Origin of the sequence: Mucilaginibacter sp. RCC_168 (assembly GCF_041355315.1) — a bacterium.
Taxonomy (GTDB): Bacteria; Bacteroidota; Bacteroidia; order Sphingobacteriales; family Sphingobacteriaceae; genus Mucilaginibacter.
The window spans coordinates 181,843-207,887 of record NZ_JBFUPN010000013.1; the positions used below are offsets into that span (position 1 = coordinate 181,843).

The 26,045-nt window shown below is 41.6% G+C and carries 25 protein-coding genes and 1 riboswitch; of the genes, 7 read left to right on the plus strand and 18 right to left on the minus strand.

The genetic code is table 11. The annotated features are described in order from the left end of the window. Positions 1–3: 3 nt before the first annotated feature. The 5 genes from AB6735_RS14330 to AB6735_RS14350 all read right to left on the minus strand — a co-directional run bounded on the left by AB6735_RS14330 (position 4) and on the right by AB6735_RS14350 (position 4,251). Positions 4–858, minus strand: a complete 855-nt coding sequence (locus AB6735_RS14330; protein ID WP_370996533.1) for a bestrophin family protein — start codon at positions 856–858, stop codon at positions 4–6. A 162-nt stretch (positions 859–1,020) separates the two neighbouring features. After that, entirely contained in the window at positions 1,021–2,298 is a 1,278-nt protein-coding gene (gene kynU, locus AB6735_RS14335; RefSeq protein WP_370996534.1) for a kynureninase, read from the minus strand. Positions 2,299–2,528: 230 nt separating this feature from the next. Beyond that, positions 2,529–3,131, minus strand: coding sequence for a DNA-3-methyladenine glycosylase (locus tag AB6735_RS14340; RefSeq protein ID WP_370996535.1), 603 nt, complete (start codon positions 3,129–3,131; stop codon positions 2,529–2,531). Beyond that, the gene (locus AB6735_RS14345; protein WP_370996536.1) at positions 3,128–3,775 is read right to left on the minus strand and encodes an alpha/beta hydrolase; all 648 of its coding nucleotides are present in this window, start codon (positions 3,773–3,775) and stop codon (positions 3,128–3,130) included. The genes AB6735_RS14340 and AB6735_RS14345 overlap by 4 nt, the downstream gene beginning before the upstream one ends. Beyond that, entirely contained in the window at positions 3,772–4,251 is a 480-nt protein-coding gene (locus tag AB6735_RS14350) for a GAF domain-containing protein (RefSeq protein ID WP_076369170.1), read from the minus strand. The genes AB6735_RS14345 and AB6735_RS14350 overlap by 4 nt, the downstream gene beginning before the upstream one ends. Before the next feature lie 339 nt (positions 4,252–4,590). Here AB6735_RS14350 and AB6735_RS14355 point away from each other — a divergent pair, with 339 nt between their 5' ends. Continuing rightward, positions 4,591–5,346 carry a DUF3291 domain-containing protein gene (locus AB6735_RS14355; protein ID WP_370996537.1) on the plus strand — a complete coding sequence of 252 codons (756 nt, stop codon included), beginning with the start codon at positions 4,591–4,593 and terminating at the stop codon, positions 5,344–5,346. Positions 5,347–5,465: 119 nt separating this feature from the next. After that, on the plus strand, positions 5,466–5,714 hold the full coding sequence (locus AB6735_RS14360; protein WP_370996538.1) for a hypothetical protein: 249 nt from the start codon (positions 5,466–5,468) through the stop codon (positions 5,712–5,714). A gap of 224 nt (positions 5,715–5,938) precedes the next feature. Here the strand turns inward: AB6735_RS14360 and AB6735_RS14365 are convergent, their stop codons facing one another. From AB6735_RS14365 to AB6735_RS14385, 5 genes are all read right to left on the minus strand, one after another. Next, positions 5,939–6,655, minus strand: a complete 717-nt coding sequence (locus tag AB6735_RS14365; protein ID WP_370996539.1) for a diphthine--ammonia ligase — start codon at positions 6,653–6,655, stop codon at positions 5,939–5,941. Between the two features lie 264 nt (positions 6,656–6,919). Next, positions 6,920–7,609 carry an NAD-dependent deacetylase gene (locus AB6735_RS14370; protein WP_370996540.1) on the minus strand — a complete coding sequence of 230 codons (690 nt, stop codon included), beginning with the start codon at positions 7,607–7,609 and terminating at the stop codon, positions 6,920–6,922. 77 nt (positions 7,610–7,686) lie between these two features. Further along, positions 7,687–8,250 (minus strand): DUF6580 family putative transport protein, encoded by a 564-nt coding sequence (locus AB6735_RS14375; RefSeq protein WP_370996541.1) that lies wholly within the window; start codon positions 8,248–8,250, stop codon positions 7,687–7,689. A 52-nt stretch (positions 8,251–8,302) separates the two neighbouring features. Continuing rightward, complete coding sequence (locus tag AB6735_RS14380) at positions 8,303–9,418, minus strand: DUF5074 domain-containing protein (protein ID WP_370996542.1); 1,116 nt, start codon at positions 9,416–9,418, stop codon at positions 8,303–8,305. Positions 9,419–9,427: 9 nt separating this feature from the next. Next, positions 9,428–11,428, minus strand: a complete 2,001-nt coding sequence (locus AB6735_RS14385; RefSeq protein WP_370996543.1) for a TonB-dependent receptor plug domain-containing protein — start codon at positions 11,426–11,428, stop codon at positions 9,428–9,430. A 119-nt stretch (positions 11,429–11,547) separates the two neighbouring features. Next, positions 11,548–11,743, minus strand: a riboswitch (cobalamin riboswitch). Between the two features lie 47 nt (positions 11,744–11,790). Here AB6735_RS14385 and AB6735_RS14390 point away from each other — a divergent pair. Beyond that, the gene (locus AB6735_RS14390) at positions 11,791–13,050 is read left to right on the plus strand and encodes a serine hydrolase (protein WP_370996544.1); all 1,260 of its coding nucleotides are present in this window, start codon (positions 11,791–11,793) and stop codon (positions 13,048–13,050) included. A gap of 65 nt (positions 13,051–13,115) precedes the next feature. Continuing rightward, entirely contained in the window at positions 13,116–13,850 is a 735-nt protein-coding gene (locus AB6735_RS14395) for an SRPBCC family protein (protein WP_370996545.1), read from the plus strand. A gap of 75 nt (positions 13,851–13,925) precedes the next feature. Here the strand turns inward: AB6735_RS14395 and rplT are convergent, their stop codons facing one another. The 5 genes from rplT to AB6735_RS14420 form a co-directional block, all read right to left on the minus strand. Continuing rightward, positions 13,926–14,270 (minus strand): 50S ribosomal protein L20, encoded by a 345-nt coding sequence (gene rplT, locus AB6735_RS14400; protein ID WP_076369188.1) that lies wholly within the window; start codon positions 14,268–14,270, stop codon positions 13,926–13,928. Between the two features lie 78 nt (positions 14,271–14,348). Then, a complete protein-coding gene (gene rpmI / locus AB6735_RS14405; protein WP_022829872.1) occupies positions 14,349–14,549 on the minus strand; it encodes a 50S ribosomal protein L35 in 201 nt (66 codons plus the stop codon). 92 nt (positions 14,550–14,641) lie between these two features. Beyond that, a complete protein-coding gene (infC, locus tag AB6735_RS14410) occupies positions 14,642–15,208 on the minus strand; it encodes a translation initiation factor IF-3 (RefSeq protein ID WP_090470682.1) in 567 nt (188 codons plus the stop codon). 1 nt (position 15,209) lies between these two features. Next, the gene (thrS, locus tag AB6735_RS14415; RefSeq protein ID WP_370996546.1) at positions 15,210–17,135 is read right to left on the minus strand and encodes a threonine--tRNA ligase; all 1,926 of its coding nucleotides are present in this window, start codon (positions 17,133–17,135) and stop codon (positions 15,210–15,212) included. Positions 17,136–17,586: 451 nt separating this feature from the next. Next, a complete protein-coding gene (locus AB6735_RS14420) occupies positions 17,587–19,950 on the minus strand; it encodes a hypothetical protein (protein WP_370996547.1) in 2,364 nt (787 codons plus the stop codon). 226 nt (positions 19,951–20,176) lie between these two features. Here AB6735_RS14420 and AB6735_RS14425 point away from each other — a divergent pair, with 226 nt between their 5' ends. Next, complete coding sequence (locus AB6735_RS14425; protein ID WP_370996548.1) at positions 20,177–20,470, plus strand: hypothetical protein; 294 nt, start codon at positions 20,177–20,179, stop codon at positions 20,468–20,470. A 264-nt stretch (positions 20,471–20,734) separates the two neighbouring features. After that, positions 20,735–21,403, plus strand: coding sequence for a hypothetical protein (locus AB6735_RS14430; protein WP_370996549.1), 669 nt, complete (start codon positions 20,735–20,737; stop codon positions 21,401–21,403). Between the two features lie 43 nt (positions 21,404–21,446). Here AB6735_RS14430 and AB6735_RS14435 read toward each other — a convergent pair whose 3' ends face one another. The 3 genes from AB6735_RS14435 to AB6735_RS14445 form a co-directional block, all read right to left on the minus strand. Continuing rightward, entirely contained in the window at positions 21,447–21,983 is a 537-nt protein-coding gene (locus AB6735_RS14435) for a DinB family protein (RefSeq protein ID WP_370996550.1), read from the minus strand. A 239-nt stretch (positions 21,984–22,222) separates the two neighbouring features. Continuing rightward, positions 22,223–22,951, minus strand: a complete 729-nt coding sequence (locus tag AB6735_RS14440) for a (Fe-S)-binding protein (protein ID WP_370996551.1) — start codon at positions 22,949–22,951, stop codon at positions 22,223–22,225. A gap of 125 nt (positions 22,952–23,076) precedes the next feature. Next, complete coding sequence (locus AB6735_RS14445) at positions 23,077–24,402, minus strand: MFS transporter (protein WP_370996552.1); 1,326 nt, start codon at positions 24,400–24,402, stop codon at positions 23,077–23,079. A gap of 134 nt (positions 24,403–24,536) precedes the next feature. Between AB6735_RS14445 and AB6735_RS14450 the strand changes: the two genes are divergently transcribed. After that, positions 24,537–25,931: a hypothetical protein gene (locus tag AB6735_RS14450; protein ID WP_370996553.1), complete on the plus strand. Its 1,395-nt coding sequence runs from the start codon at positions 24,537–24,539 to the stop codon at positions 25,929–25,931. The last annotated feature ends 114 nt before the right edge of the window (positions 25,932–26,045 follow it).

Here is a 26,045-nt window from a genome sequence, read left to right on the forward strand (position 1 = left end):
CAGTTAAGTCAATATCTCCCCCACATGCTTCTCAATATTCTCGCAGATATTGTCGAGCGGCAGGTCGTTCGCGTCATAGCCAAAGGGGTCTTCAATCTCTTCGGCCAATAGTTCAATACTGGCAAAAACAAACAATACAAAAGCAATCACGGGTATAATAAAATACTTTAGATCAAAGGCCCAGGTAAAGGGCAAAGTCATGATATAGGTAAAGATGAACTTCTTGATAAACACATTATAAGAAAAAGGAATAGGTGTTTTTTTGATCCGTTCACAACCACCACAAATATCTGTAAATGAAGTTATTTCTGCCGTAATGCTAAACAATTGCTCCGGGTTAATTACACCGCTTTTATTAAGCTTGTACACGTTTTCGATAATAGCAGAGGCTACCTGGTTAGGCACATGTTTTTGCGGATCGATGGCAATAAATTCAGATTCCTCGGGTACGTATTTATCCCTTAAATGATCCCGGAGCGAACGTGCGTAAAGCGGTATGGTATAGTTAAAAAACGCCGCGTCATGTTCGCCAACCAGGTGTTTCAGTTTAATGGCCAGGTTGCGGCTATTGTTGGTGAGGCTCCCCCAGATCTTGCGGCCTTCCCACCAGCGGTCATACGCCGAGTTGATGCGAAAAGCCAGCAATAACGAAAACACAAAGCCAATGGTTTGGTGAATAAAGTTTACCTTCCGGAGCAGACTGGTATCGGGTAAATGCCAGAAATCTATCAAAAAGTAGGTCACCACACCCGCATACGCTCCTACCGCAATCATCAGCGGAAATAATTCCCGCATGGTATCGGCCTTATTGATCTTGAAAATAAAAGAGAACCACTCTTTGGGATTATAGTAAACCATGTTTTGTTATTTTTTTAATATCGTCAACCTGTCATTTCGAACGAGGAACAAGGAGAAATCTTCTGCGATTATCCATGCGAACTTTACAGGGCGTAAAAGATTTCTCCTCACCCTCTTTCACTACCCATCACCGTTCGTTCGAAATGACATTTTTTATTTTTATTATTTTATCGCAGCGGCCATTTGCTGTACAGCCTGGTAAACATCCTGAAAACTATTGTAAAGTGGCACCGGACTCAGCCTGATCACATCGGGTTCGCGCCAGTCGCCTATTACGCCGTTATCTGCCAGGTATTGAAATACAGCCTTAGCATCCCGCTTACAAACTACTGATAGCTGGCAACCCCGTTGCTGCGGATTAGCAGGCGTAATGATCTTAAATACCTCCTCGCCCTGCGCCTTATTCAACCCATTTATCAAAAACTCCATATAGCCCGTTAAAGCCACGCTTTTCTCTCGAAGAATACCAACACCGCCCGCATCATCGAAAATAACCATAGAAGCCTTAAATAAAGCCAGGAGCAATATAGGACTCGTGCTTACCTGCCAGCCATCGGCACCTTTAGCCGCATCGAAGCCCGGCGCCATCAAAAAGCGCTTATCTTCCCGGTAACCCCACCAGCCTGCAAAGCGGTCTAATTCCTGGTTATCAAAATGCTTTTCGTGCACAAATACACCACTAATGCCACCAGGACCTGAGTTCATGTATTTATACGAACACCAGCAGGCAAAATCAGCGCCCCAGTCGTGCAATTTTAATGGAACGTTACCAGCAGCATGTGCCAGATCAAAACCGACGTAGGCGCCAGCTTTATGAGCCGCAGCAGCAATAGCTTCCATATCAAACAGCTGTCCGGTATAATAATTAATACCGGCAAACATCACCAGCGCCAGTTCATCCGCATGTTCATTAATGGTTTGGATGATATCTTCGGTGCGTAAAGTAAGCTCGCCTTCCCGTGGAAAGATCTCGATGATTGCCTCCTTTGGATCAAAGCCATGGAAACGCGCCTGGCTTTCCATCGCGTACTGATCTGAAGGGAAAGCCCCTCCTTCCATGATAATTTTAAATCGTTTATGATTTGGTTTATAGAAACTTACCATCAGTAAGTGAAGATTTACTGTAAGTGAGTTCATCACTGTTACTTCATTTTCCTGCGCGCCAACAATGCGGGCTATGGATGGCAAAAGCTGTTTGTGATAGCTAAGCCAGGGATCATCACCCTGGAACCAACCCTCTACCGCGAGATTTTGCCATGTACTCAACTGATCGGCTATATATTTCCCTGCCGAAGCCGGCTGCAGACCTAAAGAATTGCCACATAAATAAACTGCGTCGGCACCCTGATGCTGCGGAATTAGAAAACGGCTCCTGAAATTCTTTAGCGGATCAAGCCCATCCCGCTCCAAAGCAAATGTTAAACTGTTCTGATAGTTCATCGGCCAAAGATAATTAATTAGTGAGTGGTGAGTAGTGATTAGTGAGTGAAAATATGAACCAATTTAGCAAAAAACGCGCTGTTCGAAGTCTCCGACTTCGAATCATTATGCCGGTAGTTTTCAACTACCGGCCGCTTTCTGTAGTCTGAAGACTACAGGCATAGTCGTCTGAAGTCAGAGACTTCAGACAGCGCTGTTTCACTCACTACTCACTACTCACCACTCATCACTCACTTATTTGGCTTACTCACATAAATATCGCCCTTCACATAAAAACGATAAGGCAGTAATGCATCTTCGCCGGCATAAGCTACCCCTATCCGCGGACCTATGGTTATTTGTTCGTCAGTAAAATTTAGTCCACGGTCCTCCAGCCAGAGGGTATCGCTTTGCAAACTGATGGCATTGATATTTCGGGATATACCCAGGGCTTTGGCTACGGAACCTGGGCCGGCAGTGATGGCTGGTTTAAGTACCACCATATTGCGCCGTACCTGCATGGCTTCAATCCCTTCAGTTGGGTGAATGGCCCTGATCAGAATAGCCTGGGCATGCCCTTCTGTTGAGGTCACGATATTGAACATTTCGTGGATGCCATAACACAGGTACACGTAAGCGATACCACCCTGCATAAACATGGTTTTGGTACGTGGGGTTATGCGGTTACCATAAGAGTGCGCCGCCTTATCCATAGCGCCATTATAAGCTTCTGTTTCAACAATATAACCACCGGTAGTTACACCATCTATACAGGTAAACAAATACTTGCCTAATAAACTTTTGCTGATAGCTACCACATCGGTACCCAGATAAAACGTTTCGGGTAACTTCATTTTTTCAAGATGTTTTTTAATAGTTTATTGATCTCCTTCGCCTTATCAAATATCATGATGTGGGTACCGCCTTTAACTATTGTAGCATCAGGAATGCGCTTAAAAGAGAACACCAGATCCTTATCGCCGGTGATATGAAAAAGATTGGGCGGAATAATATCGTTTTTCCAGTGCAATACCGCACCCATGGCCCATTTCACAAAAGTAGGTGATGAGTTTTTCAGCATATCACTAAACAACCAGGCATCTTCGGCACTCATGTGTCCAAATAAAGGCTTGATCATGAAACCCAGGGAGGTGAACCACTTTCCGGGGATCATCTTATAAACAGGCAAGGCTCGAAAGAAGTTAAAATACCAGGGAGCTTCACTGCTGATTTTAATACTTGATATCAGGATTACTTTTTTTACGGGGATCTGTTTAGCCATTTCTACGGCGATCATGCCACCTAAGGAATTGCCCATGATGACAGAATTCGATTGTATATTATATTGATGAATAAGCTTTTGTGCATAGATACTTAAAGTATCTGCTTCATGTGGCTCTATCCAGCCGACAGGTATTACCTCGTGATCATGCAGGTCGATATTGTTATAAACCCGGGTATCAGCACCCAGGCCGGCTATCAGATAGATCCTGCTCATGCAAAGTTCAGCAGCTTTACAATTTGCTCCAGGTACTGTGCGTCGGTTTCGTCAAACTGATCCAGCAATTCGCTGTCTACATCCAAAACAGCAACCACTTCTCCATTATGAAATACCGGCACTACAATTTCCGATTGAGAAAGTGAGCTACAGGCGATATGTCCGGGAAAAGCTTCCACATCGGGCACTACCAACGTTTTGGCCTGCTGCCATGCCGCGCCGCAAACACCTTTGCCCAAACCTATGCGGGTACAGGCAACAGGCCCCTGGAACGGACCTAAAACCAGCTCATTATTTTTAACCAGGTAAAATCCTACCCAAAACCATTTAAACTGCTCCTTTAAAGCCGCGGCCACATTAGCCAGGTTAGCCACCAGGTCGGGCTCTCCATAAAGCAAGGCCTCTATCTGCGGAATAAGCGTAGTGTATTGTTCGGTTTTGTCGGTTGATGTGGTGATGTTTAAATCCTCTGCCATGATACAAAAATAGCAATGTGTGGCAGAAAGTGCATCAAGCTGGTATCATATTTAGGCAGGATTGGATAAAGGCGTGATCTGCATGGCATTGACTCACCCCGCCTAAGCTTCGCTGGGCGACCCTCTCCCGCTTTGCGGCAAAGAGGGTGGAGAATACTTTTTAAACTTTTCAAAACACACTAAAACCACGTTAGAATTTGTTAAAAAGTGTTAAAACCGGTAGTTATGAATGAATTCCGACCCATTTTTATTCTGTTTTTGATCAGAAAAGTGTTAAAATTTAAGGTTTAAAAAGTTTTTTGGCCTGGGTTTTACAATTAATGTTTTATTTCGCAAAACATGATCGTTAGCCTTACCATTGTTCGATACCGGAAACTTTTTGTCCCTTTTGCATTGTTGGCCATGGCCATACACCGCCTGCCTATGTGGCTGCAAAAAGGCTGCAGTTATTATAAACTGCTGGGCTCTGGTCATAACGGCACTTTTGATCTTCAACCCGACTGGCAACAATGGGGCCTGTTGGCCTGCTGGGATAGCCGGGAAGATTTCGACCGTTTCCAGACCGGTTCTTTTGTTGCCAACTGGTGGAAGATATTGGGCCATCAAGGCTGGACAGTGCTCTGTGAGCCTTTGCAAAGCCATGGTAAATGGGATGGCAAGGAACCTTTTGGTAACCCGGAAGTAAAAGACCATACCGGCCCAATAGCTGTGCTTACCCGAGCCACGATCAGGATAAGCAGGTTGAAAAACTTTTGGTCGCATGTGGATGAGGTAGCCAATCTGATGGCCAATGCGCCGGGTTATATTACGTCATTTGGTATAGGCGAGGCACCGGTTTACCGGCAGGCCACCTTTTCGGTTTGGCAAAGCCTGGATGATGTAAAAGCTTTTGCTTACAAAAGCCGTGAACATGCCGAAGTGATCAAACTAACCCGGAGCGAGAACTGGTACAGCGAAGAACTTTTTGCCCGGTTTAAAATACTGGAAAGTTTCGGATCACTCCATGGAAAAGATCCTTTGGGAGATTTTGGAGCAAAGAACAAGGACTTTAGGAATAAGGATCTTGAGAACAAGGAGCAAGGATTTAAAGAGTAGCAATAAAGAGCAAATATCGAAAACATTTCAATCCAAGATCTTTGTGCTCCTTGCTCAAATGATCTTTGCTCATTATAATTCATTAATTCAATAAATCACTAATTCACTAATTAAATACCATGAGGATTATCGCCGAACTACCGCACCCAGATTTTAAAATATCCATCCTGAACATGAACCAAAAGTTTATTGTGAAGATAGAGCAGGGAGCTCTGGAGCAGAGTTTCAAGATTCCCGAAATGGATCTGACCGATGGGGTGAACAGCGTTTTTGAATTGCTTGATGAAGAGTTTTTAAAAACGGTGGGTGCCCGCTTCACCGAAATGCGAAAAGATTTCAAAGAGTCTTATTACCGATATAACTACTAATCAAATAACACATAAGAACCTAAATTACAGATACTTAATTTAAAATTAGTTTAAATACAGAATTTTATTCTGCAAAATAGACCAATTCAGGGCAAAAACAACTCATTATTTCTATCTAATTGGATAATTACTTTATATTTTATAAATAAGTAACTGTTGTATAATTAGTTATATATATTAAAAAAATTATATTTTGTGAGCTATTTTGCCAAATAAATGAGAAGTTATGCCAAAATAAGGTCGCAATACCAAAATCCGGAACGCTTTTGATCTGCTGGCGAAACACAGGAATCATTGGCATTTTGAGGTGCTTTGTATTCCTTAAAAATCTTCACTCCTGTTTTGTAAGGTATAGGATCTTTAAAAATTGGACCTTTAAAAGTGAAAGTATGGAACTCGCCGTTCTCGCCGCAAACATCTACATCATCGGGTAGTGCATCTGTCAGTTCCCTACTGATCTCCTTCCCTACTATACGTTCCAGACGTTCCTGGGTACAGGCGATCACAGTGCCAAAACCAAGAGTTAAAAATTCATTGATCAATTCACTGGTATCGCGTTTCCATAAGGGGTATATTCCCTCTATCCCTACCTCGCTCAGGCGGGCGTCGCGGTAAGCTTTCAGGTCCTCCAAAAATATATCACCAAAAATGGCATGGGTGATACCTTCGTTCTTAAAGTGCGTCAAGTGGCGATGCATTACTTCGTCATACTCCTGCATACCCGACATTTCAGGCAAGCGAATCTGGTAGAGTGGAATGCCGATACTTCCGGCCTGTTTGATCAATAGCTCTGTACGCACACCGTGCATAGATATCCTGTCGGCGGCGTCATTGATGGTGGTAACCAGGTATTTGATCTGCAGATCGGGATTTTGCAGGCAATGGTATAGTGCTAAGGCGCTGTCTTTGCCCCCGCTCCAATTAAATATGCATTTTTTCATTAATTAGCGAGTTAGTGATTTATTGAATTAGTGATTTTAAAAAAGACCCGCGAGTTTAAACTATTATTTCAAAATTTTACAGTTCACACCAGCAATGTCATTAAAGGTTTACTACTCCGTAGGAGTAAAAGCTTTGTAGCAAACAAAGAATAAGTATTTCGCATGCCGTAGGTATGCAACCCGTGTGCAGTACTTACGGCACTGATATTAAAATTGATCTTCTTCTACAAAGCTTTAACCCCGATGGTTTGCAAAACTTCTTAATTACTGTTTTTTCAGAAGCTGATCAACCAAAGCAGGTACACCAACAGTAGCCTTCTCTTGTATTTTTATCAGCTGACCGCGGACATTAACATCCGGTATCTTAGGGTCAATAATATATCTTGGGATCTCTGGTCTAACATAACTGATCAGTCCGGCCGCGGGGTATACCGCCAAAGATGAACCTACAAGCATAAAAATGTCAGCATCGGCACAAATACGCGCCGCAGGACCTATCATAGGTACATCTTCACCAAACCAAACCACATGAGCTCTTAGTGGCGAGCCTAATTCACAAACCTCCTCCATCCTGATCTCCCAGCCATCAATGGGGTAAGTAAGCTCAGGATCGATACTTGACTGTGAGCGGGTAATTATACCATGCAGGTGCATTACATTACTTGAACCGGCCCGTTCGTGCAGATCATCAATATTTTGGGTGATGACGGTGACCTGATATTTTTCTTCGAGCTGTGCCAGGGCATAATGAGCAGCATTGGGTTTGGCTTCCAGTACCGATTTGCGGCGCTCGTTATAGAACTGCTGTACCCTAGCCGGGTTACGCTGCCAGGCCCCGGGCGTTGCCACGTCTTCTATATTGTAACCTTCCCACAGCCCGTCGCTGTCTCTGAAGGTCTTTAAACCGCTCTCAGCGCTGATGCCAGCCCCTGTTAGCACTACCAGTTTCTTCATAGGTATTTAAAATTAATATCCACAAAAAAAAGCGACCTGCCCGGTGGCAAATCGCTTTTCTGTATTAGTTATTAAGCTTAAAGTGCCAGTTGTTTTTTTGTGCGTAAAAAGGTGTACTTGGTTTTAGCCAGCTCAAAGCCACCAAATAAAATAAAGCCAAATACTAAATTACCAAGTACCATGTTCTTTTCAAACGGAATAGCGTTAACCAGTGATGTTCCATAACCGGCTAAAGTGTGCGGATATAATGTACCTGGTAAATCAGTCAGCAACCAATGGATCAATACCGAAGCTATCGAAGCTAAAACCACGTTCAATACATTTACTTTTTTGATCAGGCTACCAACAAGGATCATTAAAATAAAAGCTAAATAAGTCCACTGTGCACCACTATACCATAAAGTTAATTTATTAAAGTACAAGTAATTTAAGATAATATCTGTAGCAAATAAGGCAAGCATTACAGTAACGTAGCTTTTCCATTTGTCAGCAAAATATACACCTCCAAATATGGCGATAGCCCCTACCGGGTTAAAATTACTCAGTTCCTTATATTTAAAAGCCAGCAGTCTGAAGGTGGCTGTAACCACAATCATCAGTATCAATACGATATTGCGGGTTGTATTATCTTTTGAGTTCATGATTCAAATTTATGCCGTAAAAATAGTTAATATTCTGTATAAATATAAATACTTACTTGTTAACAAACGCAACTTTACCCGGACTAATACCTGTGGTTATGGAATATTCCTTTTTGCCGTTTTTATCAAAGGCGTATAAAGTACCGTTAGACGAATAATCTTTAGCATCTGTAACAAATACTTCGCCTGTAAGGGAATCCGTAGCAATTGCGAAAGGGCTGGTGATCACGGTACCATCCGTAATAAAATTAGCCTGCGCAGCTGATTGCGTTTTAGCATTATATACGGCAATTTTATTATCAGCAGTAACATAATATACAAAATCGCCAAGTACAGCCATAGGGATATTATAACCCAAACTTAAATTAGTTTGCGAAATAGCTACATCTGTTTTGTTATCAATAATTGTCATTCCCGGAGGCGCAACAATCGTTGGTGGCGTACCGCTGTAATCAGTGATACCTAATGAAAGCACATAAACGTGTCCGTAGTCATCGGCAGCAATACTTACCGGGTTTGGCAAAACTGTTATTTTTTTGGTTTCTGTTAAGGTATTCAGGTCTATCACGGATACCGTTTTATCCGGATTACCAAAGCTTAGGCCGCCACTATTCGCCACATAAAGTTTACCATTGCTCACTACCAGTTGTTCAGGGTTGTGGCCAACCGTAATGTACTTGCTGATGGTTAGTGTTGCTGTGTCCATTACAGCAACCGTACCATCATAAGAAGTGATGAAAGCATTGTTTTTATAGAAGGCTACACTCCTGGGCTGACGTCCGTTGTTTGGAGCAGGCAAACTGGCATTAACCATGCTAATTTGCTTAATAAGCTTACTGGTTTTGGCATTTACAATATCAACTACGTTAGAATAGTTAACAACGATGTACATTTTTGAACCGTATATTTCTATATCGTTACCCGTATCGCCTAATGGGCTTCCATTAACACTGCTGTAAATATCCGGCACCAATTGCTTTGTGGTGTAATCATAATAAGTTAAAGTACTGTTGTTTGCCTGAAAGATCCCCTGGTTTAAGACATATAAGCCGGCCCTGCTTGCGGTTGGCGTATCAGATTTTGGATTGATCTTATCTTTATGACATGCCGATAGGAATACAGCAAGTGCAATGGTCATTAAAAAGGGACTGAGTTTAATTTGTTTCATAATGATGAATTAAATAGTTATTTGAAGGGAAAATCGGAATGAGCGCCCCGGCATGGGGTAGCTTTGTACAACAAAATAGTTTTTATTAAAAAGATTGTTAGCCTCGAAAGAGCTTACCAGTGGCTTACCTTTTATTAAAAAACGATAAACAACAGAGGCATCACTGGTAGAGTAGCCTGGGATATAATCAGACGGAAGATTATCATTGGTATAATATCTTGATGCAGAAATTATCTGGTTATAATATACTCCAAAATGATTGTGATCGATCCCGGCATTGAGCGAAACCGTATTTTTAGGTGTATATGGTAACTGGTTAAGATATATTGATGATGTTGGATCTGTAACATTTAAAGCCTGCTGATAAGAGTAATTAACACTTAATGAACCCTTCCATTCTTTTGCGAGTTTAGCCTGTGTTTTTAAACCAACGTCAAGACCTTTTATATCAACCGTGCCCAAATTTTGTATAGAGCCATTATAAGCGTCCTTAGGTATAAACACGATCTTATTGGTTACATGATTGTAATAGGCATCTGCGGTAAGGGTTATATAGCTTAAAAAGCCATTCAAAGCTTTACCGTACGTTGCACCCGCATCAAACTGTTTGGTAAATTCAGGTTTTAAATTGGGATTCCCGACCCCACCATAGTACAGGTCATTAAAGGTTGGGTTACGAAATATAGATTTATAATAAGCCCGCAATTGAAAATTAGGGCTCTGAAAAGGTCGCAAAGTAGCCATTAGCGTAGGCGAATAAATATTTCGTTTAGGTGCCGGGCGACCGTTTTTCACTGTTTCGGAGATATTACTATTCAACAAACTTCCCTGTAAACTCAATTTTCCTAAGGTAATGTTAGAGGCTAATACATTCAGGAAAGTAAGTCTTGTAGGGTACGAAAAACCTGGAAGATCGGCATTGATATTATTAACCGCGAAATCCAAAGCATAAGAAATCTCCCAGTTAGATGTAAGATGATAAGCCAGCGCAGCAGATTGGTAAAACTCCCGTTGTCTGAAGTGCTGATCCAATTTTCCTGCTTCATTTAAAAAATCAGGATCAAGATAGTGGAGCTGGCCTTGAGATACTTTAGTATTTAACAATAAATGAAAGCCATCGCTCCAAATATGCTCATAACCAGCCTGTGTAAAAAAATCACGGTTCCAGAGCCGGCTTCTTGAAATTGATGCATTATAGAGGATCACCGCACCTGGAAGTCCGCGGTCGGAATTATAATAATTAATATGCAAATTGAATTTATTACTATCGCTTTTGGCCCAATACAAAGCTCCGTCTACTTGCTGAGCGCTAATATCTCCATTGTTACGTGTACGCACGGAATCGCCGCCGCCCCCCCCGGCATTATATTTATAACGTCCGTTAGCATTTTCAAGATAACCGTTCATAATAAACGACCAACGCTCACTGATCCGCTGCTGCCATTGTAAATACGGGTTTACCAAGCCGAAAGAACCTGTTTTTATACCAGCAGTAAACTGATACGTTTTATTTGCACTTAAAGAAGGTTGTACTGTTTTTACCGCAAGGATACTTGCGGAGGCAAATGAACGCGCCGGCATACAAATAATAGTTGGCTGACCATTGTATAATATAATTTGCTGCACATTGTTCAGGTTTAACTTACTCAGGTCAATCTGGCCATTTTCAGCATCGTTGATCTGGATCCCATCATATAAAACTGCTGTATGATTGGCGCTCAACCCTCGTACAGAAACTGTTTTTAAACCGCCGATGCCACCATAATCTTTCAAAATAACACCACTAAAGTTCCGGATGGCATCGGCGATATTAAATGCACTGTAACGCACAAAATCATTTGATGATATCTGCTGAGATGGTGTAATGGTTTGTATTTGAGGTATGATAAAACTGTTTACATTCACCTCTTTCAGTTTTTTGGAAGTATCAGCCTGGGCTAATACCCTATTAGGTAAAGCCAATAAAAAACCAGACAGTACAACTAATAAAAGTTGAAAGCTAATTTTCAAATCACATGTATTTCTTGGCATTTTTCCTTCGCAACAACTTTGCAATAGGGCGACATAAAGTTTGAACAGAAACCACGACAAAGGGATTTCACATTCAAGCTTCAATCCCCGAAAGCTATGAATAATATAAGTGCCTGGGCAGGTATTCTGACTTACTCCCCAAGTTGCCCTGCCTTCCCGTCCTTTTCATTTAAAGGACAGTGACAATAAGAATGGGCAATGGTTAAAGAGCTTACAGCTGCGGGACAGTTACGGATTCATCACCGTATTCCCTTTTAATTCTTTTATTAAGAAACCTAAAGCGCAACAAAAGTAGGATAAGTATTAACAACTACAAAGTAACAATCTGTATATTTATAATAATGAAATTGTACGCTACGCTTCTGTTATTCATAATCACTGTTACACCTTGCCTTGCCCAGCAACCTGATACCATTTTTTTAAAAGGGCTTTTACAGGGTCACCCGGAGCTATTTAGTGGAATACTGAACCATCCTACCCAAAATGAGGTGCAAATATTGTATACACAGATCGATCGGGACAAAAACAACATACCCCATTTTAAATCATATAGTTACCGCCTGAATGACAAACATTATTTTTATCCTGCAAGCACAGTTAAACTGCCAACGGCCATTTTCGCGCTCGAAAAACTGCATGAATTGCACATTAAAGGTTTAACCCTGAGATCAGTCATGATCACCGACAGCGCCTTTACCAAACAAACCAGGGTAAAAATCGATACTTCATCAGCAAATGGATTGCCCAGCATAGAGAATTATATCAAAAAAATATTACTGGTGAGTGATAATGACGCTTTCAATCGCCTATATGAATTTGTTGGCCGCGAAGAGATCAATCGTAAATTAAAAAAATACCAATTGTATCATACCCGTATTGTAGGCCGCCTTTCTGTAGGCGATGCAGGCGAAACTACCCGGCACACTAACCCTATCACTTTTTACAACGGTAACAAAGTAGTTTATCATAAAAATGCGCTATATGATAGCTTGAATTACCCTATGCACCTGGATAATATGATTATGGGTAAGGCCTATCTCGACAGTAGTGACCGCCTGGTTAATAAGCCTTTTAATTTGAGTGAAAAGAATATATACTCCATTGCCGACCAGCAACAGGTTTTAAAAAGATTGCTTTTCCCATTGACATTTCCAGCAGATCAGCGGTACAACCTTACTCCTGCCGATTATGCTTTTATATATCGTTACATGAGTACATTCCCTACCGAAAATACAAAACCAACCTACAATCGGCCAGAATATTTCCCGGCATACTGCAAGTTTTTATATTATGGTGGCGACAGTACCGCTGTAATTGAGCCTAACATCAGGATATTTAATAAGGTAGGTGATAGCTATGGGTATGATATTGATAACGCCTACATTGTTGATTTTAAAAATAATATAGAGTTTTTACTCACCGCGGTGGTACAATCAAATGAGGATGGGGTTTACAACGATAATAAATATGAATACACTACGGTTTGCCTGCCATTTTTAAAAAACCTGGGTCGTGTTATATATCAGTATGAATTGAAAAGGCCCAAAAAGTATCAACCTGATTTAACTCAATTTAAATTTAATTACGCTCCGGTAAAATAACTTCATTTAAAAAAAACTTAGCTTGGGGTATACTGTTTAAATTCTACAATCATTTAAACAATACTATGGCAACTACAATTGTAAAATATACCGATAATTTCCCTGTGCTTTATGGAGATGACCGTGTAAACCTGAAATGGCCTGAAAGATACACATCTATCATCGGCGGTGTAAAATTGGGTTTATCTGGCTTTAAAAATCTATTCTCCAGTCCGTTAAGCAGTATTGTTAAATTGGGAGCTGGTGGTTATTTGCTAAGTCGTGGCATTACCGGTCATTGCGAATTGTATAAACGCATAGGCAAGCTTTCAACCAACCCGGTTAATATTAATATCAGGTCGTCATTTACAGTTGATAAACCCAGGCACAAGGTATACGACTTTTGGCGTAAGCTGGACAACTTACCCCTGTTCATGAAACACCTGGAAAGTGTAGAAACAATAGACTCCACCTACTCCTATTGGGTTTTAAAACTCCCAGCCGGTGTGGCAACGGTAAGCTGGCATGCCGAAATTGTAAAGGATGAACCCAATGAGATGATCGGCTGGAGCTCTCTGCCTGATTCGATGATCAATAACGCGGGCAAAGTACGTTTTCAGGATACGCCGGATGGTACTGGTACTATTGTCGACATCGTGATCAGCTACCAGCCTCCTGCCGGGGGTTTGGGTACAGGTGTGGCTAAGTTACTAAATTCGGTATTTAAAAAGATGGTTGATAAAGATGTACAAAACTTTAAACAGTATATGGATATTGACAACGACAGTGAAGAGTTTACACCAACGGTGATCATTCTTTAATTGCCAGCAAAACAAAAGAGGCCGCGATTTGCGGCCTCTTTTGTTTTGTAAAATTCTAATAATCAGTATCTTATATTATTTTACTGCATCAATTACGGCTTTGAAAGCATCAGGATGATTCATCGCTAAATCAGCTAATACTTTACGGTTTAAACCGATTTCTTTTGCTGCTAATTTACCTATTAATTGAGAGTAAGAAATTCCGTGCTGACGGGCACCTGCGTTAATACGCTGTATCCATAAAGCTCTGAACTCTCTTTTTTTGGTTTTACGGTCACGATAAGCGTACTGTAAACCTTTTTCAACTGTGTTTTTTGCAACGGTATAAACCTTGCTACGTGAACCCCAATAACCTTTGGCGAGGTTCATGATCCTTTTCCTGCGTCTTCTCGACGCTACTGCGTTAACTGAACGTGGCATCTTGTTTGATTTTGGTAGTGAGTGCCTGCCTTTACAACAGAACTTAAAACTCTAATACCTGGTTAAAAAATTTGTGAATTACTTTCCGATACAAAGCATACGTTTTACGTTACCCATGTCAGCATCAGACACTAAGCTGGTGTGACCAAGGGCACGCTTACGTTTTGTCGACATCTTGGTTAAGATGTGGCTTTTGTATGCATTTTTTCTTGCGATTTTACCGGTTCCAGTAAGCTTAAAACGCTTTTTTGCACTGGAATTGGTTTTCATTTTTGGCATAACTCTATTTATTTGTTTTTAGATATTAACGTTTCTCAACGTTTTCCTTTTGTTGCTTCCGTGCATTTAACTTTACACATCAGCTGTTTTACTTATTTCTTTACTGCTTTAGGAGCCAGGGTTAAAAACATCCTTTTTCCTTCGAGCTTTGGTAATTGTTCTACTTTACCATTATCTTCCAACGCCTGTGCAAAACGTAATAACAAGATTTCACCCTGCTCTTTATACACAATGGCACGACCTTTAAAGTGTACGTAGGCTCTCACCTTTTCGCCGGCTTCCAAAAACTTCATGGCATGCTTTAATTTAAACTCAAAGTCATGATCATCGGTATTCGGTCCGAAACGGATCTCTTTAATAACCGTTTGCTTGGCATTGTTTTTTATCTCTTTCAGCTTTTTCTTTTGTTCGTAAATAAACTTGTTATAGTCCGTTACTTTACAAACTGGTGGAACAGCGTTTGGAGATATTTCAACCAGGTCAAGCTCCTGCTCCTGGGCAATTGCCAGCGCGTCTCTTAAAGAGTAAACTCCCTGCTCAACGTTGTCGCCTACAAGACGAACTTCCTGAGCCCTGATGAATTGATTAATGTTGTGTTCAGCTTCTTTTTTCTTAAAAGGAAGCCTTGGTCCTCTATTGAAGGGTTTGTTTAATGCCAAGTTATACTTTTATTTCTTTAGTTATTTGTTCTTTAAAATCTTCTATGCTCATACTTCCCAAATCACCCTGACCGTGTTTCCGTACAGAAACCAGACCTTCGGCAGCTTCTTTTTCACCCACAATCAACATATAAGGGATCTTTTTGACTTCAGCATCACGTATCTTACGCCCTATTTTCTCGTCTCTAAAATCAATCAGCCCGCAAATATCGGAATCTTTTAACACATCAGAAAGTTTTTTTGCATATTCCTCAAATTTTTCTGATATGGGCAAAATAATAAACTGCTCTGGTGATAGCCAAAGCGGGAAATTACCCGCGCAATGCTCTATCAGTACCGCTATAAAACGCTCCAATGAACCAAATGGCGCCCTGTGGATCATTACCGGGCGGTGTTTTTGATTATCGCTGCCTGTATACTCCAATTCAAAGCGTTCCGGAAGGTTATAATCAACCTGTATGGTACCCAATTGCCATTTGCGACCGAGGGCGTCTTTTACCATAAAATCAAGCTTAGGGCCATAAAAAGCCGCTTCTCCTAATTCTTGAACGGTGATCAAACCTTTTTCATCAGCAGCTTCAATGATAGCCGACTCAGCCAAAGCCCAATTTTCATCAGTACCGATGTACTTGGCCTTATTTTCCGGATCACGTAAGGACACCTGCGCAGTATAGTTCTCAAAACCAAGGGCCTTGAACACGTATAATACCAGATCGATCACTTTTTTAAACTCCTCTTTTACCTGGTCGGGGCGGCAAAACAAGTGCGCGTCATCCTGTGTAAAGCCACGTACACGGGTTAAGCCATGCAGCTCGCCGCTTTGCTCGTAGCGGTAAACAGTACCAAACTCCGCCAAACGTACCGGCAAATCCTTGTATGAGCGTGGTTTGCTTTTGTATATTTCACAGTGGTGCGGGCAGTTCATTGGCTTTAAAAAGAACTCTTCTCCTTCCTGCGGTGTTTTTATCGGCTGAAATGAATCGGCACCATATTTTTCGTAATGGCCTGACGTTACATACAGATTTTTATGCCCGATGTGTGGTGTAATTACCTGCTCATACCCCGCCCTAACCTGCGCTTTTTGCAAAAAGTTGGTCAGGCGTTCGCGTAAAGCAGTACCTTTTGGTAACCATAATGGCAAGCCCATACCCACTTTTTCTGAAAAAGTGAACAGTTCCAGTTCTTTACCCAACTTGCGGTGATCACGCTTTTTAGCTTCTTCGATCATGTGCAGGTAATCAGTTAACTCGCTGGCTTTAGGGAATGTAACCGCGTAAATGCGTGTAAGCTGTTTACGTGTTTCATCACCGCGCCAGTAGGCACCGGCAACGCTCATCAGTTTAACAGCCTTAATAAAGCCTGTATTAGGAATATGCGGGCCGCGGCACAAGTCTGTAAAGTTGCCTTGTGTATAAAAAGTGATGGAACCATCGGCCAGATCCTTGATCAGGTCAAGCTTGTATTCGTCACTCTTTTCGGTAAAATATTCAATCGCATCGGCTTTGCTAACCGGTTTTCGGATATATTCTTCTTTGGTTTTGGCCAGCTCAATGATCTTATCTTCAATCAGTTTAAACTCGTCTGATGAAAATTCACGGTCGCCAAAGTCAACGTCATAATAGAAACCGGTTTCGATAGCCGGACCGATGCCAAATTTGGTACCCGGATACAACGCTTCCAGGGCTTCGGCCATTAAGTGGGCCGACGAATGCCAGAAGGTCGATTTACCCGAAGCATCGTTCCAGGTTAATAATTTAACGTGCGCGTCCTGTTCAATGGGGCGGCTGGCATCCCAAACCTGGCCATCAACTTCGGCGGCTAATACGTTACGTGCTAATCCTTCGGAGATCGACTGGGCGATCTGCATGGAAGTAATTCCTTTGTCATACTGACGAACGGATCCGTCAGGGAGTGTAATACTAATCATCTACAACTATGATTTAAATTTTTATAAAATTACGTTTGCCGATCACCTACAAAGTGATCTTATTTTTGTGGCGCTAAATTAATATTTTATTTTGATTTAGATTTTCAAAATCCCCTCACCCGTTTTAAAAACTTTTTAAACCTTAAATTTTAACACTTTTCGAGGTAAAAACAGGGTAAAAACGCTTGAAATTTGATTCAAAACCATCGATTTTAACACTTTTTAACAAATTTCAGCACGATTTTGAGGTGTTTTGAAAAGTTTAAAAAGTATTAAATAATTAATTGTCAAATAACTACATACCAAACGATCGTTTTTTGGCCTTGATCTGGTCTTAACTAAACGGCCCGCTACTCTGATAATAGAGCAGCGGGCCGTTATTTACATAAAGATACGAAATCCGGAGCAGACCGGCAAATTTCAGCTACCCCCGATTGCCTAAAGCCGAAAACTATCTGATCAATTCAAAGGTCTCAAAATAGATCTGAACAATTGGCAACTGACTGGAATCTGTAGCTGTTAATGTGCCTGCAGATACTCCCGCCCAGTAAAACCTAAAAGTTGGCATATATGCGGGGTCAACATCCACCAGTACATCAGCGCCTACCCCACCAGCATGCCTTCCTATCTCTGTAATGCGGGTTCCGGTAGTTTTAAGATCAATAGTTTGTGTAAATGTCCCGGTAGTGTATGATACCAGTTTCAATAAAGCATTAGTATCCGTTCCAGTGTAAGCTTTAATTACATTTACAATCAACCGGCACGGGTAGCCAAACGCGCTTCTGACGTTGGCTGAGTTACCCTGAGTAATGTCCTGATCTGTAAGCAGGATCCGTTTCAGGTCATGCGCCGGTGTATTTTCCCTGTATTGAATTTGCGGAAACAGGTCTTCAGTCAAAAACAATTGATAATTATTAGCATTAGCACCTATTTTATGCTGTCTGCCTTCTATAGATATTCGTCTTACATAAATAAATTTAAATACGTCACCAACTACCGGTACTTGTGAAAAATCACCAACTATGCCCACATTATTAGCATCATAGGCATAGACCCTTTTTACGATAAATCTTTTATTTGTACTGGTATAACCTATGCTGCCAGGCAAAACCTGCCTGCCATTTGTAGCTGTAATCCAATGGGCATTAGTTACTAATACCAATGTATTATTAATCACCGTATCTACAGTTAGTATGGTGTTATTTGAATTGGCGATCAAAGCTGAGCGCCCGGGTAAACTGCAATTCCAAACATTGGTTCCTAACCTCACATGCTCTACACCTTTATTCTGCCCAAAAAAGGCTAATGCTGATGATGAACCAAATGATGTTGAAGCAAAGGTGCAATTATCAATATCCAGATAGCGTGGACTAATATTAAACTGTCCGGAGAATGTACAATTAAACATCTGCAAAAAATTCACTCCGCCACCATTTACCACATCAACGAAAGAGGTGTGCTTAAATATCAATTGGTCAATAAGTTTATCCGGTTCACATGCTTTGGAAAACTGGCAAGTATCAAAAAGCAGGTTTTTACCTTGCCCCGGGTATACCGACCCACAATTTACATTATAAAACCTTGCGTTAATATATCCATAAACAGACAGTCTTGCAGTTCTAAGCGCCGCATTCGGGCTTACCCATCCATTGAATGGAACCAAACTCAGATCCCTGATAACGAGGTCCTCTATTGTTTGAAAATTTGATCTTGTACAACTGATAATACGCGGCGCACCTCCTACACCTCCACCAGGAAGATTATCCGGCCATCCAGCATCATATTCGTAATTCAAAGCACGATCAAATGTAATTATACCTGTTGTCGCATCAGCTGTAACCACTTTTACATAATCATAATATCTTGCATCGGGTGGAAACCCCGGAATATTCTCGTGTTCAAAGCCATATATCAATGCCCAGGTACCGGGCGTATAATTAGCCGCATCAGTTGCGGTAAGCGTAGTTACAGATTGGGCAGAAGAAGCAGATGTACTTACCGTTGATGCGATCAGGTCGCCATAAACATAGGGAGTAGCACTCCCGTTATAAAAAGTATTATCGAAGGTGTCAAAAACGGATGGCATGTTAAGCGCCTGTTGATTAAATGCATAACCATTAGGATCGGCAGCACCATGGGTACACATAATATTTGCTCCATTGCCAATCACCTCGACCGATCTTATCCCGGCAAGCCAGTTATTAAAATTAGTCATATAAGTACCCGACTGAAGAATTATCTGTAATGATTTACCAACGAGCGATCTTCCGTAATTATTTATGTTTGTGAAGGCATTAGTACTATCGGTACCATAAGTTGCCGGCGTATTGCTGGCTGTGGTTGAAGCAGCTACGGATAAAGTTACTTGTGTAGCCGAGGTATAGGCAGTAATGGTCGCGGTTAATGTTAAAGGGGCAGCATTTGGTGGGGAAGTGGGAGTAACACCCGCTCCTGCTACATAAATAGTTTTACCAATATCTTTTACAGTAAAACCGGCTGACGCAGATGTCAATGCAGTCAAACCTGCGGTTATGTTTGCATCATTAATCACTTTAACATCGGCTTTCCCTCCCCAAAAGCGGATGTCAGCAAATTCAAATTGCCTTTCCCACCAGCCTGTTGCATCGGCAGTACTGTAAACAATGATACCCCCATCAAGAGCTGGCCGGGGGCCATATACCGCTATAGTTTTCCAGATAAAATTACCACCTCCCCCGTCCCCAACTACGTTAAAGCCGGAAGTTACCGAAACGGTGTCAACTGCTACGCCGGATGTTGTTGTTAAATCCTGTACGGTGTTGTTTGATTGAATCATGATGTTATATAGATTTATGGTTTATACATCAATCAACGTGTTTAACTATCAAAAGATTATGCGGTAAATTATATTTAATATAAAAGTATATTTAACATAATTTAAAATACATATTAAGGCTTAAACAGTAAATGGGTTAAGCAAACGATAATAGAATTATTTTTTAAATTTACTTTGAAATTCAAAGTACTTTACAATATATTTGTATTACTATTTAAAATCAAACATGATGATCACCAAAAACAAACGGCTTCTTGGCATTATACTCACAGTTGTGCTTATATTGATGATACCATTGATAGCTATGCAATTTACAAACGAAGTGAAATGGTCATTTCCTGACTTTATTGTGGCCGCGGTATTACTGTTCGGCACGGGATTGACGTGCGAGCTTGTGATAAGGAAGGTAAAAAAGACAGGGTACCGGATAGCTGCCTGCGCAATGGTTCTGACAACACTCGTCCTTGTTTGGCTGGAACTTGCTGTTGGCATCTTCGGTACACCATTCGCCGGAAACTGAACAAGGAGTATCCATCCACTCGTTCAGCGGCCTTTCGCTTGAACTTATAACGGTTATAAGCGTACAGGTGCTGTATCAAAAAAGCAATCGTGGGGGCCTACCTAAAACATCATTCAAGCGTAGACCTATGAATGGGCAAAGAATGAATTTCTTTTACAGCTGCGCACGCGTTGCCCGGCAACAAGTCACAAGACTCAGTGACTGTCCAATAATTTTCACTTATTTTGTGTTGGCTTATCCTATGACCAATAACCGATCAAAAAAATGGAGAATTCCCATATGTATGATGACCTTAAAAAAAGTATTAAGCTCCATTTTAGCTTTTTAAAAGAGTTTGGATTTCCTGATTTTGAAGAACATCAACTGGCTCATGAATACCACTTTGAATCTGGTAATGAATCGGTTAGAATATATATTAGCTTCGAAGCTATTTTTTCGACACCGATTTGGGCAAAAATAAACGGATATGATATTGACGAGCTGGAGCCTCAAAATGCGATTGTTAAACAATATAACCACCGGATCATAAAAACACATGATGAACTGTTAGGCCTGTTTTTAAAAACAGGAAAAGATGGATATCAGCAAAAATCAACTGAATATCCTATTAATGATCAGGAGGTTAATAACAGCTATCTATTTGAATTAAGCGAAATCATAAAAAGACATCCCTCCGTACTTTATGGCGATATGGAATTGATCAAGTCTAATATCGAAATACGAAAAAAAGAACAGGAGCAACGGGCCGCGGCCATCAGGATCGAAAAGCAAATTTACACGCTTGAGTATTGCTTTCATTGCGATGGCCTGGATGGAAAATATGATTCTGATGAAGAGTTTGCAACACTGTACGAATTAAAGCAATATCTCGCCCAAAGAGATCATATTAAAGTATACCGCATATTGGACTGGAATATGAATCTGGTAAGCTAATAAATCCGCCCCGTTAACCTTTGAATGGGCCTGTTATATTTTATTATCTGGTCTTGAGATATTGCACCTTGATAATGTTGAGATGATGCAGCTCGTGCCCGGCAATGTGATAAGCAAGCGCCCTTACCGTGGCGTCATTGGCGGTACCGGTGCCATGCCCCATCCTGTCGAAAGCATTATCGGGCAAGCCATTGAATAAGGCTATGGTTGCCCGCCTTACCGCCTCATACTCTTCAAAAATATTATCAAGCGACCGGCTATCGGCTTCCGAATAAACAGCATAGGCATCCTGGTCAAAACCGATGAGGTTGTTTTTTTCGTTACGGGCGAAGCGCAGGGCACGATAAGCAAAAATGCGTTCGTCGTCAATTATATGTACCAATGTTTCTTTTATACTCCATTTACCAGGGGCATAGCGATGATATAGAACGTCTTCGGGCAATGAATAGACCAGCTGCTTCACCATATCAAAATTATCCTGCAAGTGCTTTAATATCAGTCCATCTGTAGGCAACAATTTCATGTACATGATGGCGTAGGGCGGATATTCGCCCGGTTGGGGTGGTGGTATTATTCTCATTAGATGTTTATTTATGTTTCCTCAAGCTTTGAAGAGCACACTCTGCATCATTGCGAGGCACGAAGACAACCGACCGGAGGGAGCTCATTAATACTAATAAAAACAAACACAACATTAATAATCTCTACTCAGGCAGATCAGTTATGCAATTCTATTTGCTCTGTACAGTATAGAGATTGCTTCGTGCCTCGCAATGACGTGATTTTTATATAGCTCTCTCCCAATTCCCAAATCGAAAATCAAACATTCCCCCAGCCCAGCGTCAGTACATCGGCCAGGTGCATGGTTTTAATGGGCAAACTATTCTTGTCGATATAGCTTTGCAGGTGCAGAAGGCAGGAGGCATCGGTGGAGATAATATACTCCGCTCCTACAGCAAGGGCGTTGTCAACCTTTTGCTGAGCCATAGCGGTAGAGATACCATCAAATTTAACGGCGAAGGTGCCTCCAAAGCCGCAGCAGGTTTCGTTATCCTTCAGGTCAAGCAGTTCAAGACCTAATACTTTGGAGAGCAGTTGACGGGGCTCGTCCTTGATCTTGCATTCGCGCAGGCCGGCACAGCTGTCGTGGTAAACGGCTTTACCATCAAGCTCGGCGCCGAAATAGTCGAACTGGAGGATGTTAACCAGGAAGTCCGAAAGTTCGTAGATATTACCTTGTACGGCTCTGCATTTATTATGTACAGCGGTATTGGTAAATAGATCATTATAATAGTTTTTAACCATGCCTGTACAAGATGCCGATGGCGTAACGATCACGCTGTCATCCGAAAAATCATTCAGGAATTTGCTGCCAACTGCTTTGGCTTCATCCCAGAAACCGGCATTAAAGGCTGGCTGCCCGCAGCAGGTTTGATTGGGATTAAAACTCACGTTACATCCGGCCTTTTCCAATACCTTTACGGTATTAAAAGCGGTATCCGGGAATAACTGATCAATAAAACAGGGTACAAATAACTCAATCTTCATCTCTTACACCAAATTACACGGCGCTAAGCTCCGCATTTTGCTTAATCTTTTTTAGCCTCACCTAAACGGCGAAGCCCCTCATGTAATAATCCTCTCCAAAGGAGAGTACTTCAACTCACCTCTTTTTAAACCCTCTCCTTTGGAGAGGGCAGGGTGAGGCTCTTAATCTTTTTTTCTGCCGCTAACAAAGAAAACAATAATATTAAACCTATTATAAAAAAGATGGCCAATACCAGTACCGAATTACGCGGACTGCCCGTCAGCTCTTCAAAAAAACCAAAGCTGAACACACCGCCTACTATCGCCAGTTTTTCAGTAACGTCGTAAAAACTGAAGAAAGATGCAGTATCGGTAATGTTTTCGGGCAGATATTTTGAATAGGTGGAGCGCGACATGGACTGGATCCCTCCCATCACTAAACCCACCACTGCTGCTACCACATAAAACTCTGTTGCTGTTTTGGTTAAGTAAGCAGCGGCGCATACCCCTATCCAGATGATCACCACGGCAATAAGCACCCTTACGTTGCCGAACCTGCCCGATAATCGCGACATTAACGTTGCCCCGCCAATAGCTACCAGTTGGATAATTAAAATAGTGGTGATCAATGCCGAAGTAGGCATGTGTAGCTCTTTAGCAGCAAAACCCGTTGCTACCAGCATTATGGTTTGTACACCCATGGAGTAAAAGAAAAAAGCCGGCAGATATCTTTTGAGCAAAGGCATGGTCTTCACCTTCTTCCAAACTTTCCCCAATTCTATAAAGCCCCCTTTAATAATATTATGATCGTGACTAACAGCGTTAGGGCTTCCTTTGGATAATACAATGAACGGAATAAGGGCGAACCCCATCCACCAGAGGCCTACCAGCAAAAATGATAAACGGGCCGGGAATGTCTCATCAACTATGCCAAACAATTCTGGTTTCATTACAAACACAAAACAAATGAGCTGCAGCAATACGCTGCCGATATAGCCGTAGGTAAAACCTTTGGCGCTCACTTTGTCCTGCATATCAACCGTAGCAATTTCGGGCAGGTAGGAGTTATAAAACACAAAGCCACCACTGTAGCCAATAGCGGCCAGCGCGAAGGCTATAATGCCCAGTTCGATATGATTGGCATCGAAAAAATACAGCACACCGCAAGCCACAGCACCTATAGCTGTAAAAAATTGCATGAAAATCTTTTTATTTCCCTTATAATCGGCAATAGATGACAATATAGGCAACAATAAAACAATGATCAGGTAAGCGGCCGACAAGGCATAATCAGAAAGCGCCGTATTAACAAAGCTTTTGCCGAAGAAGGTTACCTTGCCCCCATTGGCCTTGGTAATAGCCACATAATAAGCCGGAAAAATGGTGGAGGTGATGACCAAGTTATAGGCAGAATTGGCCCAGTCAAAAAAGGCCCAGGCCCTGATGGTTTTTTTATTGTTTTTGGTTTCCATTAAACAATAAAAGTATACAAATTTTAGTATTTGCAAAACGGAGATATTTTAAGCCGGGCTTAATTACATGTTAACTTATTTATTTGCGAAAACAAGATGATAATCAAGCGGTTTTAGTAAAAAAATACAGCTTTATGAAAAAAGCCGCCTGGCTGTTATCGCTCAGCCTCCTTATCATTTATAACCTTGCCGCCCAAACGCATACGCTTAACGGTGTATACGGGGGTATACAATTTTCTGTAAGTCCGCTTGTTGGCGGCGGTATGACCAGGAACGATATTGTGATATTGTTCAGACCGGATGGCACGTTTAATAGCGAAATGGATAAGCCCGACTGGAAAACAAGGGTAAGCGGCCGATACCAGGTAAGCGGATCAAAAGTAACAGTGAATTATATCCGTGGCCATGACCAGTTTAGCATAGAAAAAAATGGCAATCTGAAAGGAAGCGGCTATATATTATTTAAGCTCAACGGACTTACTATTCCTCCCGGATACTATGAAATGAAACGCGCGACGAGTTTCGGCGGAATGGGCACCGGCATGGTTGCTGTTGGCTCAACCAGCAATAGTGGTTTAATTTTTGATGGAAAAGGACATTTTAGTAATTCCAGATCGGCCGCGACCATTGTTTCGGGCGATAATGTAGGTGGCGGAAGCACAAAGAACAGCAGCGGCAGCGGTGATTATAAACTTGATCATGGCACGCTTACGCTTACCTACACCGATGGAAAAACTGAAGTACATAACTTTTTTTGTGAAACGGGCGATAAAAAGCCTATGGCAGCCATTGACGGAGGAATATATTTTATGAAGAACGATAACGCCGGAGCTGCCAAAACTACCAATACGATGAGTCAACCCGGTAAAACAAGTACTACAACAACTGCTGCTACGGATGTAACAGGCAATACCGACGCAAAATCGCTGCTTTTAAAAGCGAACAGCATACATGGCGGTAGTAAGCTCGACATGATCAAAACCCTGCAGTATTCGGCCATAATTATGGGGATAAAAGCGGTATCATACCTTGATATACCGAACAACAAGATACGGATAGAGCTTTGGGAAAACGGCAAAATGGTTTCTGTTGAGCAGGAAGAAAACGGCGACGGATGGCAATGGCTCAACGGGCGAAAAGCAATTATGCCTGCCGCGCGGATAGCGGAAATGAGAAGTACTTTTTATTCGGGCCTGCTTGGCTTGCGTAAGCCAGCCATCAACCAGATGCAGGTACTGAATATGCAAAAGCTTAAGAACAATACCTACTCGGTTTTATGCAAATTGGATGGTAACGATTACATTTTTGCCATCAACGATCAAAACCAACTGGTAGCCGAGGCTAATAAAACATTCGGCCGAACATCTGTATCAGCTTTGTCAGATCTGCGCCAGGTGCAGGGTATCATGATCCCTTTTCATGAGGTAGTGACATCGGGGATAAAAAAACTCGTTATCCAGTATGATAGCTTCGAAATTAACCCGGTGTTTAATGCCGATACATGGGGAGTACCTGCTGGGGATAGGTAGGAAATTTAGACCAGAATCAAAAAGCGTCATTGCGAGTACGAAGCAATCTTCTATGTTGAAAAACAAGTTTTGGATGAAATTTTATTCATATTCTTTAAAAAAAGGCAATAGTTG

Bases quoted from the DNA above. Each gene is read 5' to 3' on its own strand.
- AB6735_RS14330 (WP_370996533.1), bottom strand. From the start codon at position 858: ATGGTTTACTATAATCCCAAAGAGTGGTTCTCTTTTATTTTCAAGATC.
- kynU (WP_370996534.1), bottom strand. From the start codon at position 2,298: ATGAACTATCAGAACAGTTTAACATTTGCTTTGGAGCGGGATGGGCTT.
- AB6735_RS14340 (WP_370996535.1), bottom strand. From the start codon at position 3,131: ATGAAGTTACCCGAAACGTTTTATCTGGGTACCGATGTGGTAGCTATC.
- AB6735_RS14345 (WP_370996536.1), bottom strand. From the start codon at position 3,775: ATGAGCAGGATCTATCTGATAGCCGGCCTGGGTGCTGATACCCGGGTT.
- AB6735_RS14350 (WP_076369170.1), bottom strand. From the start codon at position 4,251: ATGGCAGAGGATTTAAACATCACCACATCAACCGACAAAACCGAACAA.
- AB6735_RS14355 (WP_370996537.1), top strand. From the start codon at position 4,591: ATGATCGTTAGCCTTACCATTGTTCGATACCGGAAACTTTTTGTCCCT.
- AB6735_RS14360 (WP_370996538.1), top strand. From the start codon at position 5,466: ATGAGGATTATCGCCGAACTACCGCACCCAGATTTTAAAATATCCATC.
- AB6735_RS14365 (WP_370996539.1), bottom strand. From the start codon at position 6,655: ATGAAAAAATGCATATTTAATTGGAGCGGGGGCAAAGACAGCGCCTTA.
- AB6735_RS14370 (WP_370996540.1), bottom strand. From the start codon at position 7,609: ATGAAGAAACTGGTAGTGCTAACAGGGGCTGGCATCAGCGCTGAGAGC.
- AB6735_RS14375 (WP_370996541.1), bottom strand. From the start codon at position 8,250: ATGAACTCAAAAGATAATACAACCCGCAATATCGTATTGATACTGATG.
- AB6735_RS14380 (WP_370996542.1), bottom strand. From the start codon at position 9,418: ATGAAACAAATTAAACTCAGTCCCTTTTTAATGACCATTGCACTTGCT.
- AB6735_RS14390 (WP_370996544.1), top strand. From the start codon at position 11,791: ATGAAATTGTACGCTACGCTTCTGTTATTCATAATCACTGTTACACCT.
- AB6735_RS14395 (WP_370996545.1), top strand. From the start codon at position 13,116: ATGGCAACTACAATTGTAAAATATACCGATAATTTCCCTGTGCTTTAT.
- rplT (WP_076369188.1), bottom strand. From the start codon at position 14,270: ATGCCACGTTCAGTTAACGCAGTAGCGTCGAGAAGACGCAGGAAAAGG.
- rpmI (WP_022829872.1), bottom strand. From the start codon at position 14,549: ATGCCAAAAATGAAAACCAATTCCAGTGCAAAAAAGCGTTTTAAGCTT.
- thrS (WP_370996546.1), bottom strand. From the start codon at position 17,135: ATGATTAGTATTACACTCCCTGACGGATCCGTTCGTCAGTATGACAAA.
- AB6735_RS14420 (WP_370996547.1), bottom strand. From the start codon at position 19,950: ATGATTCAATCAAACAACACCGTACAGGATTTAACAACAACATCCGGC.
- AB6735_RS14425 (WP_370996548.1), top strand. From the start codon at position 20,177: ATGATGATCACCAAAAACAAACGGCTTCTTGGCATTATACTCACAGTT.
- AB6735_RS14430 (WP_370996549.1), top strand. From the start codon at position 20,735: ATGGAGAATTCCCATATGTATGATGACCTTAAAAAAAGTATTAAGCTC.
- AB6735_RS14435 (WP_370996550.1), bottom strand. From the start codon at position 21,983: ATGAGAATAATACCACCACCCCAACCGGGCGAATATCCGCCCTACGCC.
- AB6735_RS14440 (WP_370996551.1), bottom strand. From the start codon at position 22,951: ATGAAGATTGAGTTATTTGTACCCTGTTTTATTGATCAGTTATTCCCG.
- AB6735_RS14445 (WP_370996552.1), bottom strand. From the start codon at position 24,402: ATGGAAACCAAAAACAATAAAAAAACCATCAGGGCCTGGGCCTTTTTT.
- AB6735_RS14450 (WP_370996553.1), top strand. From the start codon at position 24,537: ATGAAAAAAGCCGCCTGGCTGTTATCGCTCAGCCTCCTTATCATTTAT.